This is a genomic window from Dissulfuribacter thermophilus (assembly GCF_001687335.1).
Taxonomy (GTDB): domain Bacteria; phylum Desulfobacterota; class Dissulfuribacteria; order Dissulfuribacterales; family Dissulfuribacteraceae; genus Dissulfuribacter; species Dissulfuribacter thermophilus.
In genome coordinates this window covers 150,999-170,262 of the sequence record NZ_MAGO01000006.1, presented here as the reverse complement: position 1 = coordinate 170,262, position 19,264 = coordinate 150,999, and the positions used below count along the sequence as shown (strand labels likewise).

15 protein-coding genes and 1 tRNA gene are annotated in these 19,264 nt (G+C 43.6%); 13 read left to right on the top strand and 3 right to left on the bottom strand.

Annotated elements, in window-relative coordinates; genetic code table 11:
- Positions 1–44 precede the first annotated feature (44 nt).
- Positions 45–1,154 (bottom strand): LptF/LptG family permease, encoded by a 1,110-nt coding sequence (locus DBT_RS06765; protein ID WP_067618155.1) that lies wholly within the window; start codon positions 1,152–1,154, stop codon positions 45–47.
- Complete coding sequence (locus DBT_RS06760; protein ID WP_067618153.1) at positions 1,151–2,251, bottom strand: LptF/LptG family permease; 1,101 nt, start codon at positions 2,249–2,251, stop codon at positions 1,151–1,153. Before DBT_RS06760 ends, DBT_RS06765 begins: the two co-directional genes overlap by 4 nt.
- Before the next feature lie 91 nt (positions 2,252–2,342).
- Between DBT_RS06760 and DBT_RS06755 the strand changes: the two genes are divergently transcribed.
- The 7 genes from DBT_RS06755 (at position 2,343) to xerD (ending at position 10,116) form a co-directional block, all read left to right on the top strand.
- On the top strand, positions 2,343–5,351 hold the full coding sequence (locus tag DBT_RS06755) for an AIR synthase-related protein (RefSeq protein WP_067618151.1): 3,009 nt from the start codon (positions 2,343–2,345) through the stop codon (positions 5,349–5,351).
- A gap of 110 nt (positions 5,352–5,461) precedes the next feature.
- Positions 5,462–6,013 carry a hypothetical protein gene (locus tag DBT_RS06750; protein ID WP_067618149.1) on the top strand — a complete coding sequence of 184 codons (552 nt, stop codon included), beginning with the start codon at positions 5,462–5,464 and terminating at the stop codon, positions 6,011–6,013.
- Positions 6,014–6,034: 21 nt separating this feature from the next.
- On the top strand, positions 6,035–7,138 hold the full coding sequence (locus DBT_RS06745) for an AI-2E family transporter (protein WP_067618146.1): 1,104 nt from the start codon (positions 6,035–6,037) through the stop codon (positions 7,136–7,138).
- Positions 7,135–8,031, top strand: coding sequence for a radical SAM protein (locus tag DBT_RS06740; protein ID WP_067618144.1), 897 nt, complete (start codon positions 7,135–7,137; stop codon positions 8,029–8,031). The genes DBT_RS06745 and DBT_RS06740 overlap by 4 nt, the downstream gene beginning before the upstream one ends.
- Positions 8,032–8,034: 3 nt before the next feature.
- The gene (locus DBT_RS06735; protein WP_067618141.1) at positions 8,035–8,712 is read left to right on the top strand and encodes a metallophosphoesterase family protein; all 678 of its coding nucleotides are present in this window, start codon (positions 8,035–8,037) and stop codon (positions 8,710–8,712) included.
- A 23-nt stretch (positions 8,713–8,735) separates the two neighbouring features.
- A complete protein-coding gene (locus tag DBT_RS06730; RefSeq protein WP_067618139.1) occupies positions 8,736–9,218 on the top strand; it encodes a hypothetical protein in 483 nt (160 codons plus the stop codon).
- Positions 9,202–10,116: a site-specific tyrosine recombinase XerD gene (xerD, locus tag DBT_RS06725; RefSeq protein ID WP_067618137.1), complete on the top strand. Its 915-nt coding sequence runs from the start codon at positions 9,202–9,204 to the stop codon at positions 10,114–10,116. The genes DBT_RS06730 and xerD overlap by 17 nt, the downstream gene beginning before the upstream one ends.
- 54 nt (positions 10,117–10,170) lie before the next feature.
- Here xerD and DBT_RS06720 read toward each other — a convergent pair whose 3' ends face one another.
- The gene (locus DBT_RS06720; RefSeq protein ID WP_141674236.1) at positions 10,171–13,071 is read right to left on the bottom strand and encodes a DEAD/DEAH box helicase; all 2,901 of its coding nucleotides are present in this window, start codon (positions 13,069–13,071) and stop codon (positions 10,171–10,173) included.
- A gap of 200 nt (positions 13,072–13,271) precedes the next feature.
- Between DBT_RS06720 and DBT_RS06715 the strand changes: the two genes are divergently transcribed.
- The 6 genes from DBT_RS06715 (at position 13,272) to DBT_RS06690 (ending at position 19,101) form a co-directional block, all read left to right on the top strand.
- Positions 13,272–13,346: transfer RNA gene (locus DBT_RS06715), tRNA-Gly, on the top strand.
- Between the two features lie 171 nt (positions 13,347–13,517).
- Complete coding sequence (locus DBT_RS06710) at positions 13,518–14,699, top strand: hypothetical protein (RefSeq protein WP_141674235.1); 1,182 nt, start codon at positions 13,518–13,520, stop codon at positions 14,697–14,699.
- 9 nt (positions 14,700–14,708) lie between these two features.
- Positions 14,709–15,011: a hypothetical protein gene (locus DBT_RS06705; protein ID WP_067618133.1), complete on the top strand. Its 303-nt coding sequence runs from the start codon at positions 14,709–14,711 to the stop codon at positions 15,009–15,011.
- A gap of 111 nt (positions 15,012–15,122) precedes the next feature.
- Positions 15,123–16,634, top strand: a complete 1,512-nt coding sequence (locus tag DBT_RS06700; protein WP_067618131.1) for a response regulator — start codon at positions 15,123–15,125, stop codon at positions 16,632–16,634.
- A 5-nt stretch (positions 16,635–16,639) separates the two neighbouring features.
- Positions 16,640–17,611 (top strand): GGDEF domain-containing protein, encoded by a 972-nt coding sequence (locus DBT_RS06695; RefSeq protein WP_161939931.1) that lies wholly within the window; start codon positions 16,640–16,642, stop codon positions 17,609–17,611.
- Positions 17,612–17,814: 203 nt separating this feature from the next.
- Entirely contained in the window at positions 17,815–19,101 is a 1,287-nt protein-coding gene (locus DBT_RS06690; RefSeq protein WP_161939930.1) for a DUF1015 family protein, read from the top strand.
- The last annotated feature ends 163 nt before the right edge of the window (positions 19,102–19,264 follow it).

The following is a 19,264-nucleotide window of genomic DNA, read 5'->3' as shown; positions in this document are numbered from 1 at the left end:
AAAATTCCTCCAATCCTACCGCTTTACTGTGCTTCCATAGTGTCCTATCCCTTTAGAGTGCCGGGCAATCCGCGACTACGGCTCATACGCTCATAAATCTGTTCAATAGAGTAACTCAGCATGAAAAAGCCGACTATCAGAATAATAGGCGGAAGCACTGGGCTTATTCTCCCTGTTTCTCCCCAACTACAAAATAGATTCCAGAGGGCCCAGCCCGAAAACGAGAGAGTTAGCCCTATGACTATGCCCAGACCAATGCCACCTCCTTCGGTCAGGACCATGGTCCTAAGTCCAAGTAAGAGTAAAGTCACACCAAAAAAGGGATAAAACAGCCTGTTCCAAAATACTGCCTCCATCTCCTTATCTCGAATCCCAATCTCTCTTAATGCGATTATGGTGGAAGCAAGTTCAAATATGCCCATTGCCTTTGGTTTTAGAGACATCCTTGAAAAGTCTCCAGGCTTATCTTCTAAGAATAATTTCATCTGCTTGAAGGGCTGGGCATCTATGAGCTGTTTGTTACTACAGTCTTCAGCTATTCCGTTAAAGAATTCCCAGTGTTTTCCTGCAAAACGGGCAGTTTGTGCCCTGATAACCCTTTTGCATGAATAATCGTCCTCGAATAAGATAACATTTACAGTATTAAATCCCTTTTCTCCTATCATTTTTTCAAAGGCCCAAATGCTTCCCTTTCCCCTGAAAAAATACGTACCAGTACTAGAGCCAAAAGAAGGGATCTTTTCCACTTCCTGATTCCAAATTGCCATTGCCTTGTGATTTGCGCTGCCAACGATGAAACCTTGAAACAAAACCACCACGACACACAATGCCAAACTCGCTACTACGGGTACGCCAATTATTTTACCGGGCGATATACCAACTGCTCTCATGGCAACATATTCTTTGTTACGAATGAGCAGAGACAGGTATAAGACTCCAGCTAATAGGATTGACATTGGAAAGAGGTCAAAGAGTATCTGTGGAATCCGCATGATAAAATATGCGGTTGTATTGAAGATTGATACGTCTTGCTCTATGAATTCGTCCATTTTTTCAAAAACTTCTACGATAATGTACACTCCTGAAAGGGAGAGCAAGACCAAACCAAAGAACTGGAAATAAGCCTTTAAAATGTACTTTTTTAATAGCTTCATATTAAAGATATCGGTCCCCTTTTAAATAAGGTCCTCCATGCCATAAATGAGAGTATCGCTGTAATCAAATTGGGTAAGAGGAGTATTGTAGCGTTATTAATAGCCGCTGTTTCAAACATGTTTGTGCAAAGTGTGGTCAAGAGATAATATCCGAGAAAGGCGGTGATACCCAAAGCGACTCCAGTAGAAAGCCCTGAGCGGCCAAAGAATATTCCCAATGGAGGGGCAAGTAAGCACAGAAATAACGTTCCAAAAGGCAAAGTAAAGCGCCTAATGAGTTCTGAGACATATTTGCGTCTCTTTTGAGAAGTTGTGTCTCTTGATTTGATGTTATCCATTAATTCATGGATGCCCATTTCCCCTCTGTTTTTTCGATAGCTCGAACCCTCAAATCCAATCTTGATTGAGTATTCGTCAAACGAGAGTATATCTGCATTATAAAGCCCCTTGGTTGCGGTATTGAGTATTCCATCCTTTAGGCTCAGAATAATAGAGTGGGTATCATCGGCTTCAGTAATTGTTCCTCTTTTCGCATATATCATCAATGGTGTTTTTTGCTCTCTATTATCCCAGATAAATACTCCTTTTAATTTTTTGCCCTGATTTTTATTCTTGTTAGTAAAAAGCACCAGTCCCTTTGACAGTTCAAAGAAACGTCCTTCAGGGATGCCTCTGATAAGTCGTTTTTGGCCGATTTCCTTTATAAATAATTTTGCATTCATTTTGGCATTTGGAATAAGGATACACGATATTAGGAGCGAGGTTAAAAATAGTACAAGCGAGATCAAAAAAGATGGATACAAGATCCTTGAAGGGCTTACACCAACGGCAAATATGCCCATTATTTCCGATAGTTGCGTCAATTTAATAAAACATGCCAAGAGCCCGAAAAGCCCTGCCATGGGAAGGGCGAATTGTAAAAAGACGGGAAGAAACAAAAGGGAGGTGCTCAAGAGCTCTCCAAAGGATGCACCAGCCCTGACAAAATAATCCATCAGTGGTACAATCCTTCCTAGCAACAGGATGGATAGCACCGAAAAAAGTGCGATCCCAAATGGGAATATGAATCCTTTTAATATGAGTTTGTAAACCAGCACATGCCTTCTCCTTTACAACAGGGAAAACGATACTAAAATGCCCTTATTAAATCAATGACCTAAATTTTTTTACAAGGTAGGTATAAGCGATATGGCAATAAGATTAGAAGTTGCATTGCGTGAAGATTTAAGGGATGCACTTGGCGAAAAGGTCCTAAAAGGATGCAGGAACGACCTTGGATTCAGCTCAATCAGGGGCTGTAGGACTATAAAGGTGTATCTAATAGATATTGACATTCCAAAGGAAGATCTGCCAGCACTTGTAGAAAGTGCCTTTTCTGACCCTGTGACTACCAGATACGCAATAGATAGCCCCTTGGCACAGGGACTCAAATTTTCTTGGAACTGGCTGATTGAAGTAGGATTTAGGCCAGGTGTTACTGACAACGAGGGTAGGGTAGCAAAAGAGGCAATTGAGAACTTTTTGAATCGTCCTCTGGGAAAAGACGAGGCAGTCTATACTGCAAAGGCATATTTGTTTGATGGGGATATTTCCAAGGAAGATGCAGAGAAAATCTCCAGAGACCTTTTGGCCAATGAGCTGATAGAAAGATCAATAGTGGTATCAAAAGATGAGTACCTGACACTTTTTAACTCTTCTCAGAACCCATTCTACTTTATCCCAAAGGTAACTGGAGATTCAAAGGTCATTGTAGAGGAATTTGATTTGTCTTCCATGAGCGACGAAGCGCTATTGTCTCTTTCTTCGTCCAGGGTACTTGCACTGAATCTAAAAGAAATGCACACCATCAGGGACTATTTCCTACGCAAGGACGTCATTGAAGAGAGGAAAAAAGTAGGACTTTCGGAAAAGATCACTGACGTCGAGCTAGAGGCTCTTGCACAGACCTGGTCTGAGCACTGTAAGCACAAGATCTTCAATGCAAAGATCCATTATGACGATGGCTCTGGCAAAGAAAAAGTAATAGATAGTCTTTTCGATACCTACATAAGAGGGGCGACACAGAAGATAAGAGACGAAAAAGGCGAAAAAGATTTTTGTCTGTCTGTTTTCAAAGACAATGCCGGGGTCATATCCTTGAATGATTCCTATGGAGTCGCCTTCAAGGTAGAGACCCACAACAGTCCATCTGCTCTGGATCCATATGGCGGAGCGCTAACCGGCATTGTAGGAGTTAACCGTGACCCCTTTGGAACCGGGCTAGGTGCCCAACTCGTGTTCAACACGGATATCTTCTGTTTTGGTCCCCCTGATTACGATAAGCCGCTTCCCAAAGGTCTATTACACCCCAAGAGGATCTTTGAAGGAGTAAGAGAAGGTGTTGAGCATGGTGGCAATCAGTCGGGAATTCCAACAGTAAACGGCTCGATAGTGTTCGATGAAAGATATGTGGGTAAGCCCCTGGTATTCTGTGGTACAGGAGGAATCATTCCAAAGGAGATATGTAATAGAAAAGGATACGAAAAAAAGGCTCGTCCAGGAGATGCCATTGTAATGTGCGGTGGAAGGATTGGAAAAGACGGCATCCACGGGGCCACATTTTCCTCAGAAGAACTCCATGAAGGTTCTCCTGCAACTGCCGTGCAAATAGGGGACCCAATTACCCAAAAGAAAATGACAGACTTCTTGTTGAGAGCGAGAGACCTCTGTCTCTATAATTCCATTACAGACAACGGGGCAGGGGGACTTTCCTCTTCAGTTGGAGAGATGGCCCAGGAGGCCGGTGGATTTGAGCTACATCTTGACAAGGCGCCTCTCAAGTATGCAGGGCTCCAACCCTGGGAAATACTCCTTTCAGAGGCCCAGGAGAGGATGACTGTTGCAGTGCCACAGGAAAAGCTAGACGAATTCTTGGCGCTGTCTGAAAAGATGGGGGTGGAGTCTACTGTCCTGGGTAGATTTACAGATACTGGAAAGTTCCACTGTCTTTACAATGGAAAGACTATTGCCTACCTTGACCTGGATTTTGTCCACAATGGTGTGCCTCAATTAGAGCTTGTGGCCAAATGGAATCAGCCAAATCATGATGAACCGGATTTTGAAGAGCCACAAGACCTTGGCAAAGAATTAAAAAATCTCCTTTCCAGCTACAATATATGCAGTAAAGAGTATGTGGTGCGCCAATATGACCATGAAGTCCAGGGAGGGAGCGTGGTAAAGCCCCTAACTGGTGCCATGGACGATGGTCCAAGCGATGCCGCAGTGCTACGGCCGGATCTCGACTCTTTTGAAGGCCTGGTGGTGTCCCATGGAATCTGCCCACGATACAGCGACATAGATACCTATCACATGGCATGTTGCGCCGTGGATGAGGCTGTGAGAAATGCAGTGAGTGTCGGTGCTGAACTGGATCTCATGGCAGGCCTCGATAACTTTTGCTGGTGTGACCCGGTCCAATCTGAAAAGACTCCAGACGGACACTATAAGCTTGCCCAACTCGTTAGGGCCAATCAGGGCCTATATGACATCACCACCATCTATGGAGTTCCATGCATATCCGGAAAAGACAGTATGAAGAACGACGCCATTATTGGAGGTGTGAAGATTTCCATACCTCCCACTCTGCTTTTCTCTGTTATAAGCAGGATAGGGGATGTGCGTTTAGCTGTTACCCTTGATGCGAAAAGGCCTGGGGACCTGGTTTACGTCCTTGGGGCCACATATCCAGAGCTCGGTGCCTCTGAATACTATGCCACCAAAGGGATAATAGGAAATACCATTCCAAAGGTGCGATTCGATGAGGCAAAGAGGCGCTATATGGCGCTAACCACTGCCATCAAACAGGGCCTTGTGGCCTCTTGCCATGACTGTTCAGATGGTGGCCTAGGGGTATGCCTGGCAGAGACTGCCTTTAGTGGGGATCTTGGAATGAAAATAAACCTCGATGAGGTCCCAAAGTCAGATGTGTCTCGTCTGGACACCCTATTGTTCAGTGAGTCTCAGAGCCGTTTTGTAGTAACCATAAGGCCTGAGCACAAAGAGGCCTTTGAAAGGATCATGGAAAACTCTGGTCCAATTGCCTGTGTAGGCGAGATAACCGAAGAAAAGGTACTTGAAATGAAATTCAATGAAAAAACAGTGATGAAAGAGAACATAATAGATTTAAAGCAGGCTTGGAAAAGCCCACTTGATTATTAAATAGGATGATAGACCAGGAAAACTATATTGCTGATTTCCTATTGGAAATTGGCTGAGATCGATCTTTTAATTGGAAAAGGTCAAAAATACCATTTGGAAAGGATATTGAGATGACACGAAAAAATATTCAGACTCGATCCAAGAGCTCGAACGACTCAAAACAAAATAACGATACCCAATCATTGATAGAGGAAGAGGAATTTTTGATTCAACACTCTGGTGAGATACCGGAAGTCGCCTTTTATAACTCGCTATATTATCTCCAGGAGGATCCAGAAGGGCCTAAACTTAGTTTAACCGAAAAGGACCTAATGGTCCTAAAGGTGGCAGTCATTGAGCGGTATAAGAAGATAATTTTGAGAGATCTTACACCTGAAAATAGACAAAAACGTATATATAGGGGCATAAAGAGGAGTCACATAAACTACACCAGACTCAAAAACTTTGCCCAAAGGGAAGGTTTTGACATCACATCTCTTACTGAGGAGATTAAGGACGCGTTTTTGGCATTTCTTAAAAGAGAACTTGAGGATTGTCTTGAAGATCCATCGAAAACATCTATTAACTGTAGTTATGACGAACTTCTTGAATTTTCAAAAGAGTTAGGTCTTAGTAAAGATGAGCTTCCCTCAGGTATCGAGGCCATTTGCCCAAAGACATGACCGACAAGATAGAATGTCGCTATGGATAATGATATCCACTACATAGCTTCTGGCAAGATAATACAGTTTCTGGCAGTTGGTCTTGGTTTTTTGATCTTTTTCTGTGGGGCCCTTCTCTTTTTGCCCTTTTTTGAACCTATTTGTTGGGCCATAATACTTGCGCTCTTTTTTTATCCAATACACAAAAGGCTAGTTAGGTTCTTTAGGGGGTCGAGAGCGCTTTCTGCCCTCGTGATGTGTGTGTTGAACACGGCATTTATCATAATTCCTGTTTTCATACTCCTTGGTAGCCTTACGTCAGAGGTGTTGAGGGTCTATACCGGAATTCAACACTCGATACAGAGTGGGCATTTTACCATCATTCCAGATAAGGAGCACTATCCCAGGCTAAATAACTATGTTTCTAAGGCATTGAAGGCCTTGGAGACCCATGAGGAAAGCCTCCATCAAACCATTGTGGAACTGAGCAAAAGAACTGGTGAATACTTCATAAGGCAGGGGACGGCGGTTGCAAAAAATGTGGCCAACATCATATTTAAGGCGGCCTTGATGCTCGTTACCCTCTATTATCTCTTTCGTGACGGAGAGGAATTCCTGAAGGTCTTTAAGTCGTTGCTCCCCCTCAAACCGCAGAATGTAGATCATCTCACCTCTGTTACTGCAGATGTTCTCTATGCAACGCTCTATGGCAACCTCTTGACTTCCGCAATTCAGGGGGGGCTCGGAGTGTTCATTCTGTGGGTATTGGGTTTTTCTGCACCAATACTCTGGGGAATAGTAATGGGAGTGGCCACTTTTATCCCAATGATAGGGACAGCCCTTGTGTGGTTACCTGCAACCCTTTATCTCTTTTTAACTGGGGCATATTTAAAAGGTGCTATACTATTGTCTTTCAGTATCCTCGTAATTAGTCAGATAGACTATTTTTTAAGACCATATTTCATCAGTGGTAAGACTGAGCTCCACAGCCTCTTTTTGTTTTTTAGTATCCTTGGAGGGCTAAATCTCTTTGGATTCCTGGGGTTGATACTTGGACCGATAATAATTGCACTATGTATGTCGGTGATGGAATTCTATAGGCAAGAACTGCTTGGAAAGTACGAAAAGACCCTTTACATGCCATGAATACGCTGAACAGTAAGGAACTGTCCCATAGGGCTGACCTCCTATATTCAATGCTTGAATCCTGCACCCTCTGTCCACGAAAATGTAGAGTCAATCGCCTCAAAGGTGAAATAGGATTTTGCCAAAATGGAAATCAGGCACTGGTTGCGACCTATGGTCCTCACTTTGGTGAGGAAAGGCCGCTAGTGGGGAGAGGGGGATCTGGTACTGTCTTCTTTAGCTGGTGTAATCTTAGGTGTATCTATTGTCAAAATTATGAGATCAGTCAACTTGGAGACGGTAATCCCGTATCCCCTGAGGTATTGGCTTTCATCTTTCTCTCACTCAAGGAGTCTGGATGCCATAACATTAATCTCGTGACTCCCACCCATGTCATACCATTTTGGGTAAAGGCCTTGGAGCTCATAGAGGAAGAGACAACTCTTGGAATCCCAATTGTGTACAACACTGGCGGCTACGAGAGTGTCGAAGTCCTTGAACTGTTGGAGGGAATTGTGGACATATACATGCCAGATTTTAAATATTGGGATGATGAGGTGGGAAGAAAGTTGAGCGGTTGCAACAACTATTCAGAGGTTGCTCAATCGGCTCTAAAAGAGATGCATAGGCAGGTAGGGGACCTTGTAATAGATGAAAATGGCCTGGCACAAAGGGGGCTCCTTGTACGTCATCTAGTCCTACCTGGGGGACTAGCAGGAAGTGAGTTCATCTTCGATTTTATCTCAAAAGAGATCTCGAAAGATACCTACATAAATATCATGGACCAATACAGGCCATGTGGCCCAAATTTGCTTCCATCCCCACTGAACAGACGAATTACTCCAAACGAATACAATCAGGCCATAACTGCTGCGAAAAGGGCGGGGCTCTGGCGTATAGATGGTATGTTTTAAAAAATGGAAGGAGATAGGAAGATAATTGCAATTGGAGACATTCATGGTATGCGTTCGAAGTTGGCCCTTCTCCTCAATAAGCTTCCCATAGAGTGGGGTAGGGATGTCTTGATTTTTTTGGGGGATTATGTGGACAGGGGCCCAGAGGCAAAGGATACGGTTTCAGACCTCATTGAACTCAAAAAAAGCTTTCCAGACACCACGCGATTCTTAATGGGAAATCATGAATATATGTTTATGAATTATCTCCATGATAGAGGAATTCTTGAAGACTTTCCCTATGTTGGAGATAATTCGATACTTAGCACCTTTATTGCTACAGGGGGATTGAAGACACTCGACTCTTATTACTCTCTTGATGACGGCCTAGATGTCCCCCAGGAACATATTGATTTCTTTTCCAGTCTTGAGCTATACGTTGAAACAGAAGAATATATCTTCGTTCACGCAGGGTTAAAGCCATATAGAGAGATTAGGGATCAAAAAATCGACGATCTTCTTTGGATACGCTTTGAATTCATTGATTCAGATTATGATTGGGGCAAACGAGTAATCTTTGGCCATACTCCCCTGGATACCCCCCTTGTGAAAAAGACAAAAATTGGTATAGATACAGGTGCAGTCTATGGCGGCCTCCTCACCGCCTTAATCCTCCCAGACATTGAGTTCATTCAGGTGTAGAATCCATTCTCAAGGAGAGACCCATGGGTGAGAGAAAGAAGAGTTGGCGTGAAATAGATAAATTAAGGGACAGATCCAGACATACGAGAAGTTCATCAGAGCCAAAGAGTATGCTTGAACGGGCCTTGGATGATCCAAGACTAAAAAAACTGTATCTCAAAGAGGCTGAAAAGTTGTTCTTGGGCCCAAAGGGCACCCCTGAACATGATGAGGCCCTAAAGAGGCTCAAGGACTCGTATGGAAAGAAATCCTTTGAACAAGCCGCAAGGGATTATGTAAGCAAGTTCGGACTACCAGACGAGTGGGGCGTATTGATCCTGCTTCTGGACCTCAAAGAGTCTCCGCAAATAGTTTGCGATGCCATGGAAAGGGCAAAGGATATGCTGGATACCAAAGGTCCTCTGGAAAAGACTGGCTTTATAAGCAAGCTTAAAGTCCTAAGCATGACCTCACCGGATCCGGATATTAGCGAAGTGGCGGAAGAGATTCTTGAAGCCATTAGCTGATTCTGAGGGTTTTTACATCTATCTTGATGATTATTTGGCCCATCTTTCCTTAGAAAGGGGGCTTTCGAAAAATACTCTGTCATCTTATTCAGGGGATATCCAAAATTTTCTGAAATTTTTGGAAAAAAAGGGGCTTACTGACCTTTCACAAGTAAAATCTGCTCAGATTTCAGAATGGCTTCACGTCTCAAGGCTTTCGGGAACGAGTCCCAGGACCAATGCAAGGAGGCTTTCTTCCATAAGGGGGTTTTTTGATTTCCTGGTAAGGGAAGGGAAAATAAAGGCATCCCCATGTTCTCTCATAAAGGGCCCCAGGCTTGGACTTACATTGCCATATGCCCTAACTGTTGAAGAGGTCACCAATCTCCTTAGTGCCCCTGATACCAAAACTCCAATGGGAATAAGGGATAAGGCCATACTTGAGTTGGCCTACGCCACTGGGCTTAGGGCAACGGAACTTTGCGGACTTCAGACAGGTCAAATCGATTTTTCAATGGGATTTGTGAGGGTGAAGGGAAAGGGAGGGAGAGAACGTATCGTTCCCATTGGAAAGGTGGCAATGGATGCCCTCGAAGAATATCTTGTTAAGGCTCGTCCAGTATTTTTAAAAGGTAAACAGAGCCCAATAGTATTCCTTTCCAAGAAAGGTGGGGCAATCACACGTCAGCGGTTTTGGCAGATCCTGCGGATGTACGCAGAAAGGGCTGGGATTAAGAGAAAAGTTAGCCCCCATACACTGCGTCATTCATTTGCCACCCACCTCTTAAAAGGAGGAGCAGATCTGAGAACGGTTCAGATCCTCCTAGGGCACCAAAATATCGTGACAACGCAGATCTATACCCACATCGATGTAGAACACTTGAGAGATACCCATAGAAGGTATCATCCCCGTGGTTAGACCTGACCTTTACTCAAAACTCAACACTCAAAACTCAAAACTTCTGAATGGGGATTACCATGACACCGGAAGTCTTACTAGTCTACCCGCCTTGTTTTTGAATAATAGATATCCTTTTTCATGTCCGTGAAGAAACAGGTCTCTTGTAAGTCTAACGTCTTCTTTGCAGTACCTTATTAGCTTTTCAAGTTCTCCCTGCTTCCACCACCTGAGTGCCAGGAGCCCATTGCCAGCCTTTTTGGAACCTAGAGTGGATGCTGCCAGATGATCCAGGCTAAGTCTGTATCCTAGACGTTTTTTTACCTCTTCGAGTAAATCAAGGGTTGGTAAGGTTGAAAATACGCTGCCATCCTCATAGCCAGAAAGTACCCTATAGTCGAATCTCTTTATATTAAATCCAATGACGAGATCCAAAGACTTTAGCCTTGCTATGAGATCTTGAACATTTTCTTCCATGTATTCCAAAAATCTGTCTTCCTTAGAGTCGTAGAGAACCGCGCAACTTACCTTCATCTTGTGGGCAAGGTGCCAACCTCCTACCTCCTGTGCAGAATACTGTGTTTCAAGGTCGAACACGCCAAATCTAATGCTGGAAATATCCAGCTTGGGTTTGTCGCATTCTCGACTGACCCTCTGTTTGGGGATCTTCACAGCCTGATTGATCAGCCTTGGAGCATCTTCTTCCCTCTTTTTTTTGCCCTTTATTATTTGGCGAAGTATTGATATCGCTGCAGCCTTATCTATGGGCCTATTGCCTGATCCGCACTTAGGTGAGTGTACGCAGCCAGGGCATCCAAGTTCACAGGAACAAGATTCTATTACTCCAAGGGATTTTCTAATGAGGTCCGATGCCTTTTTAAAGGCCTCTTTTGTAAGGCCGATGCCACCAGGTATGCCGTCATATACGAAGATGGTACTTTTTCCAACCTGGGGGTGAATTGTTTGTGAAATCCCTCCAATGTCTGAGCGATCAGTAAGGACCAGAAGGGGCATGACTCCGATCATTGCATGTTCTATGGCATGTATACCTCCCATAAAGTGCATGAAGGCCTTTTCAGTATTTTCCCTGATGAAATCAGGAATTTCTAGCCATAGCCCTTCTGTCTCAAAGACCTGTGGGGGGAGCTCTAGTTCTTTTTTACCAAGGAATCTCTGGCCTCTTACGCTCCTCATCTCATATCCCACCACCTCTTCCCTTACCCTGATCTTTCCAAAGTGGATCAATGTGCCAAAGACCACCTTGGATTCATATTCCTCTATAATGGAAGTCTCCTTTTGGGAAAGAGGCCTTGTAAAATAGTCACCTTTGAAGTCCTCAACCTTGATGCATTTTAGGTCGAAATCAAGGTCAGTTACCCTAAAGGTCCTGCCCCCATGGAGGTAAATTGCCCCTGGATGAGTCTCTTTCAAGGCCCTTATGCCGTCTATGTCTCCGATGGTGTTGCCGTCTTTTTCATGGACTATTCTGAACTTAGAGCCAGTGCCCCTTAAATCCACGAATCTGTGAGGGTATTTGCCTCCTGCAAAGATTGTCCTGGCATCTTCGGAAAAGAAGAGCTTTCCGCGTCTGGTGAGAGCTTCGATGGTTTGCTGAATCGTTTTATTCTCGCTATAAAATGGTTCGCTAGTAGAAATAGATAATTCGCAGGCAGCACATTCAATGTGTTTTTCCATAATCCTTGGGTTTTCAGGGTTTAAGATAGCCGGTTCAGGGGCCCCACTAATCACTGTTTCTGGATGACGCATGATATACTGATCCAGGGCATCTTCGTGGGCAATAAGAGCAACAAGGGAATCTTGGCGCTTTCTGCCTGCTCTTCCCCATCTTTGCCATGTTGCCATAATGCTTCCTGGATAACCGAGGAGAATGGAGCAGTCCAAACTACCAATATCTATCCCCAGCTCAAGGGCGCTGGTTGACACCACACCAAGGAGTTCACCGCTTGCAAGCTTTGCCTCGATATCCCGCCTTTCTTCAGGGAGGAGCCCTGCCCTATAGACCTTTACTAGCCTTTTAAAGTGGCTGCCTTTTTGGTTGATCCAAAGACCTAAAAGTTCAGTGAGTTTTCTGGATTGAGTGTATACGATTGTCCTTAGTCGCCTCTTAATGGCCATCTCAAGGAGTTTCAAGCAAGACAGAGAAGGGCTTTGAATAGGATTTATAAAAACTATGTGGCGTCTTCCGGTAGGAGAGCTCTGTTTTGAAATACAAACGACATCTTTTCCAATAAGGGCCTTTGAAAGGGAGCTTGGATTGCCTACTGTGGCAGAGCTCATTATATAAATGGGGGTTTTCCCATAATAATTTGCGATGCGCTCTAGCCTTCTGAAGACCCAGGCCATGTTGGACCCCATGACCCCTCTATATGTGTGGACTTCGTCTATGACGACAAATTCAAGATCCTTTAAAAAATTTGACCAGCTGTTGTGGTATGGAAGAATGGACAAGTGAAGCATATCTGGATTGGTAATTAGTATGTTAGGTGGCTGCTCACGAAGTCTTCTTCGCCTGTATTGTGGGGTATCGCCGTCTAGAAGCGCTACTTTTGGTCTGTCTTCGTCATCAAGTGCAGAGGTCAGAATCGTGAGGTGTTTTAACTGGTCTTGTTGGAGGGCCTTTAGGGGAAAGAGATACAGGGCCTTTGTGCCTTTGTTTTCAAGAAAGCTTTGTATCACTGGTATATTGTATATGAGGCTTTTACCACTGGCAGTGGGTGTTGAAATTATAACGTTTTTTCCATTGATGATTTCGTTTATGGCCTCAAGCTGGTGGCTATAAAGAGAATAAATGCCATTTTGTTCAAGAATAAACTTGATTTCAGGCAAAAGGCTCTGGTTAAAATCCCTTAGATCTGGTGGAGAAGCTGGTATGAGCTTTTTGAAACATACGGTTCCAATGAGCTCCTCGAGCTCTCCAATGGAATAAATTAGGTCTTCTATTGGGGTCATGGCCATAGAAAATAGACAATATCAAATAAATTTTCTATGTTCAAACCCCTTATATCAAATCTCTGACTGGGACTTGGCCGTAGTGTGAATTTTGTCATTTATAGAATTTAGTACGATTTAATTGACAGATATAGAACTGTATGCACTGAATTTTATTTCGGGTATTGACATAAAATGTGATAGGCCTTATTATAGGCATCGCCAAAGCGGGAATAACTCAGTGGTAGAGTGCGACCTTGCCAAGGTCGAAGTCGCGGGTTCGAATCCCGTTTCCCGCTCCAAAGACGAAAGAAAAGCAGCCTTAGGGCTGCTTTTTTTGTATTTTTTTAATACTTTACGTTTTCCCTCCGCGATATTATGTATTTCCTATGGGAGTATTCAAAGTCATAATTTTCCTCATGGCCTTTTTTATAAGTATTCTACCCAGGAGCGTCCAGTGTGAGGAAGGCTCGGTGCCGCTTACCATGGATTCCAGGGTGGATATGTGCCTGAGGTGCCACGAGGAAGAGCCTGAGGAAGTGCATCAAAGGCACGTTGTGAGATGTTCTGATTGCCATCTTGGAGACAGTCTCTCCTCCAGAAAAGAAATCGCCCATAGGGGAATGGTAAAAAATCCTGGGGAGCTCAAGTTTGCCTCTATCACATGCGGTAGGCCAGGTTGTCATGAGAACCAGGTGAAATGGGTGAAAAATACCCTTATGGCAACAAATAGAGGCATTATAAGTACACTCAGGTATTACTGGGGAGAGGCCAAGGATCAGTACGAAGATCTCACTGTAAAAGATCTCATGGAAAATCCCAAAAGGACCCCTGCTTTGGATTATTTTTCAAAGCTCTGTGGTACCTGTCATTTATGGCTCGAAAAGGGAAAATATCCAGACTTTTTAAAGGAAAAGGGCGGTGGCTGTTCTGCGTGTCATCTCCTAAGTGAGGAAAGGCCTGATGGATCCAAAAAGTGGCATCCACGGCTGGTTCGCCAGCCGCCTATGGACAATTGCGTAAGGTGTCACAATAGGAGCGGAAGAATAGGGCTTAGTTATCAGGGCAAATATGAAACAGAGGGCTATGGGACACCATTTGAACAGGGCGATTTTACTGATAATGAGTTGGAAGACGGTCGTTATTTCCGCATTCTCAAAGAAGATGTCCATTATGAAAAGGGGCTCATTTGCGTTGACTGCCATACCCAAAAAGAGACTATGGGGGACGGAATAAAGAGGGCCCATATGGAAGAACAACTTGAAGTCAGGTGTGTGGACTGCCATGATCCAAAGTTACACCCTAGCGCAGTGAAAAAGGGGCTAAAAATAGAAAAAGATGGTAACAATTTTTGGTTTACGAGAAAAAAAGACAAAAAAAAGATCAAACTATCTCAGTTAAACCCAAATAAATGTAGGGATAGGGATCACAAGAGGCTCTCGTGCCAGGCGTGTCATAGTACATGGGTGCCACAGTGCTTTGGGTGCCATGTAACGCAAAGGAAAAAGGAAGAACAGACTGACTGGTTGGTTGGAAGTCCTACTCCTGGACGTTGGCAGGAATATAGGTCAATAATGCGCTATGAGGCCCCATCCTTGGGGGTTTACAAGCCCCCTCATGGGGAAGAAGAGATTGTAATAATAGTCCCGGGCTGACAGGATTTTGTGACCTTCCTGGGAGAAGGTGATAGACCCGAAAGGACCTTTAAGCGGTTAACAGTCTCTTGGATGGATCCCCATACAACTCAAAAAAGGCCAAGGACTTGCAAAGATTGCCACAAGGATCCTCGTGCAATTGGCCTTGGAAGAGGCAATCTAGTTTTTATAAACGGCAAATGGAAATTTGAACCGTCTATGTCAAGCTCTCCCAAGACCCTTGGCATCCAACATCCCCTGGATCAATTTGTGACAATAGATGGGGATCCATTGGTGAATTTTTTCCAGAGCTGGGAGATTAAGGACCTTTAATGGTGATGAGATAGACAGGATCCTAACAGTAGGCATCTGTCTTGAGTGTCATTCTGATTTGAGTTTTACCAATATCAGGCCGATAAAATCAACGTCTCTAGAGGCATTAAAATGCTCGGGACTCAAACAGATAAGAAAATGAATGCAGTTTTACCAAGCCTAAGTAGATTTTCTGTACTCGTAGTCGAAGATGATCCCCTCCAAAGAGAATTACTGTCTAATCTTCTGAGGTCTTGGGGGCTACACGTCTTCGAGGCCGATTCAGGAGAGAGCGCCTTTGAATTTTTACAGAATACTAAAGAGAAGGTTAGATTGCTTATTACAGACCTTCAAATGCCAAGGATGGACGGGCTCGCCCTGTTAAAAAAGATCAGGCGAGAGCGTCCCTACAGATTTTATTCCATAGCGATAAGCGGTTTAGGTGATAGGGAATCAATACAAAAGGCCTTAAAGGCAGGGGCATCGGATTTTCTGAAAAAACCTTTCTTGCCAGAACAACTCTTTGCGCGCCTTGCAGTGCTAGACAGGATAGTTGCCCTCGAAGAGGACTATTATGCCCTTGTTAAAGGCCTTTTTGATGTAATGACTGAGATGTTGGGTAGTAGAGATTCCTATACCCTTGAGCATAGTCTCAGGGTGGCTGCCCTCTCCAAACGAGTTGGGATGAGGATGGGGATCGCCGATGAAGAGCTTGAGGCCCTTGAATTGGGATGCCTTGTACATGACGTCGGAAAGATTGCTATACCCGATGACATACTCCTCAAACCAGGGCCTTTTGATACCCTAGATAGAAAGATAATGAATCTTCACCCCAATATTGGAGCAAGTTTTCTGGAAAAGCGCTATCCAGATCTCAGGGTCTCTGAGATTGCTTTGCAACACCATGAGAGGCTTGATGGAAGCGGATATCCCCATGGTTTAATGGGAAAGGAAATAAATCCGCTTGTTTTGATAGTCAGTCCCTGTGATGTTTATGAGGCATTGGTGGCCCAAAGGCCTTATAAGAGACCAATGGACAAGGAAAGCGCCCTGGATATCATAGATGAAGAAGTCAGAAAAGGGAGATTCAGCAAAGACGTAGTTGCAAATTTGAAGGAAGTCCTTAAAGAATGGGATCCCCTGGCTATTAAAAAGAACAATTCAAAAGAATTGGATCTTATTGAGTCCTTCAGAAAAAAGACCTATTTTAGAGAACCACTGTGTAGTTTTTACAATTACAGATACATCCTTTCTCTCGAAAAGGAACAACTTTTAGATGCAACAGATAAATATAAACTAATACTCATTGACTTTGAAAACATTGGAGAATTTAATAGGAGAATTGGATATCTCAAGACTGACGAGATCCTAGACGAAATCGGCGAGAAACTCCAAGAGATATTGAATACCCTTCATGAATGGAACAGACCATCAGAAAAGAATGCATTGCTTTTTAGAAAAGGTCCGGATTTTTTGGTGTTTACAAGTTATCCAAAAGAGGTAAATGAAAAGATTGAACAACAGATTTTTGATGTTCTAAAAGTAGCAGAACGGGATTGGGGACTCAAGGCAAATATGAAGTCAAAAGAGTTTACTGGCTCACAGAGTTTTTCCAAGGCCCTAGATATAATGGTTGGCATTTGATGACTATGGTAAAGAAAAACACTACTAACGAAGACAAGGAATATGCTGCTAAGGTAATACTCATTGCAAAAGAGGCCTTAAAACAAATTGTCTCTAAAAGGCTGCTTCCCTGGCCTGAGGTATATGAAAAGGAGTTTTGGGCAGTTTGTTATAGGGACAAGGCAGAGGATATACTTAGAAAAAAAGTTAAACCTAAAGAGGCCCCAAGGCTTATCACTGAGAGATTCTTAAAAGATACAGAGGAAATACTAGGTGGAGTTCACGATACAGTAGACGAATTTGTCGGGGATACAAAATCACATTTTGACGACATGCATGAGACAATAAGTTGTCTAACTCAAAAGGTCCAAGACAGGTCAGAGGTCCTTGAGGATTTAAACAGGCTTGCCCAGTATAACGAGACCATAAGGAAGAAGGCAGAGTCAACAGAAAAGAAGTTGTTGGAACAGTCAAGGACCATAGAAAAACTCAAAGAGCGTCTAAGACTTGATCCTCTTACAGGCCTTCTCAATAGACATGCCTTAATAACTGATCTTGCTAGAGAAATATCGAGGGCTAGGCGCTATAATTACCCGCTTTCATTGATGATGATAGACGTAGACGACTTTAAAGATATAAATGACAGCTATGGACATATCACCGGTGACAAGGTCCTGCAAAAGCTAGCTGAGATATTTGAGTCATCAGTACGAGAGACAGACCTGGTTTATAGATATGGCGGAGAGGAGTTTGTCATTGTTTGTCCCCATACAGATTGTGATTCAGCTATAAACCTTGCAGAGAGGCTCAGACGAAAGATTAGGCGATATAGATTTGTGCCAGAGGATACATCAAAGACAATTTCAGTATCTGTCTCTATTGGAGTGACTCAAGTCGATGATAATGAAGATGTTGAGACCTTGATAAAACGCGCTGACGAGGCCTTATATTCGTCCAAGATATCTGGTAAAGATCAGACCACAAAATATTGCGTGTAGGGAGCGAATTTAGAAAACAAGAGCTATCATTACTGCCTTGGTCAATCTTGACGTGACAGGGAAATTGTAGTACCTAGCTGGATTGCCAATTTGGCGGGGTTATAGGTTACTAGGGGCTATTATTTTGAAAAACTTTACAATTGCTGAATTTAGGAAATATCTATCTGCCCCAAAAAAATAAAAAGACTGAAAGGCTGACACAATTGGCAAAAGTTTTACCATTTTGTGGATACACATACAATTTGTCTAAGGTGTCCCCGGACTCTGTCCTGGCACCTCCATATGATGTAGTTACAGAAGCTGAGAAGAGGGCCTATATAGAAAAACATCCATATAATATCCTTTCCCTTGAAATGCCCGACCTAAGAGAAGGTGAAGGAAATGGGGGCCACAATAGCGTGACTTCAATCCTAGAGAGCTGGATTCGAGAAGGGATTGTATCAAGAGACCCTAGCCCATGCGTTTATCCCTACGAAACCGTGTATGAGGTCAATGGAAGGCAATTTACTAGGACAGGCCTTGTGTGTTTAGTGGGCATAGAACCATGGGAAACCGGGGTAATACTCCCCCATGAGAAGACCTTTAAAAAGGTTACTGATGAACGATTGAGGCTCCTTAAGACAGCACGGGCCCAGTTTAGTCAGATATTTTTGTTGTCAAAGGGAGAAAAGACCCTGACTCAGATCTCTAAAGATGAAAAAAGAGATTTTATCTATGAAGCAAAAGATAAGGATGGCAATACTCATCGCCTCTTTCGATTGTCTAATGAAGACGCCATCGAAGAATTAAAAAAGGCTCTTTCCTCTAAAAGCCTCTACATTGCAGATGGTCACCATAGGTACACCACTGCCCTGGCCTTTAAGGAAATGTGTGATAGGGAAGGGGTATTTAAAGGTGTAAATCCCCCTCCACACCATTATGTTATGGCATACCTAGTGGATTCTACTGACCCAGGGCTTCTTAGCCTCCCTACTCACAGGATAGTGAAGTCAGGTGGTGATGAGGCCAGTCGAATTGTGGAAGCACTCTCACCTTATCTCCAAAAGGTTGTTGAGTTTGATGCTGGAACCGAAATCAAAAAAGTGGAAGAGGCATTGGAAAAGTTGGGGCAGACTACAGGATTTGCTCTGTGTACAGGATCTGACAACCGATGTGTTGTCTTTAGCCTAACTGAAATGGGCAAAGAGACCTTGTTGAACCAAGGTATTTCAGAAGGTCTTTTAGATCTAGACGTGATTCCAGTGGATGAACTGGCAATTCGTAGGCTCTTTAATAAGGGAGCAAGCGAACTAAAGGAAGAAGGAAGGCTTAGATATGAGGCCTTTTTTAATAGGCTAGATTCGCTTGCCAAAGATGAAGTTCTCTTTTATCTCAGGCCAACGCCCATTGATGCCATGATGAAGGTGGCAGAGGCAGGGCTCACCATGCCCCACAAGGCAACCTATTTTTACCCCAAGATCCTTACTGGGACAGTTATACGTCTCCTCTAAATTGCCTGAAACCCTGTAGAGAAGTAAAGCGGCTTTTATAAAAAATAGAGACTTAAGAGCCCGCATGGCACTCACGAGGGTATGTTTTTTATTCTCACCCTCGTAGAATATGCCATGCGAGCGCTTGGATTGAGGAAACACAGGCTTGGCTTTCTCAGAGCCT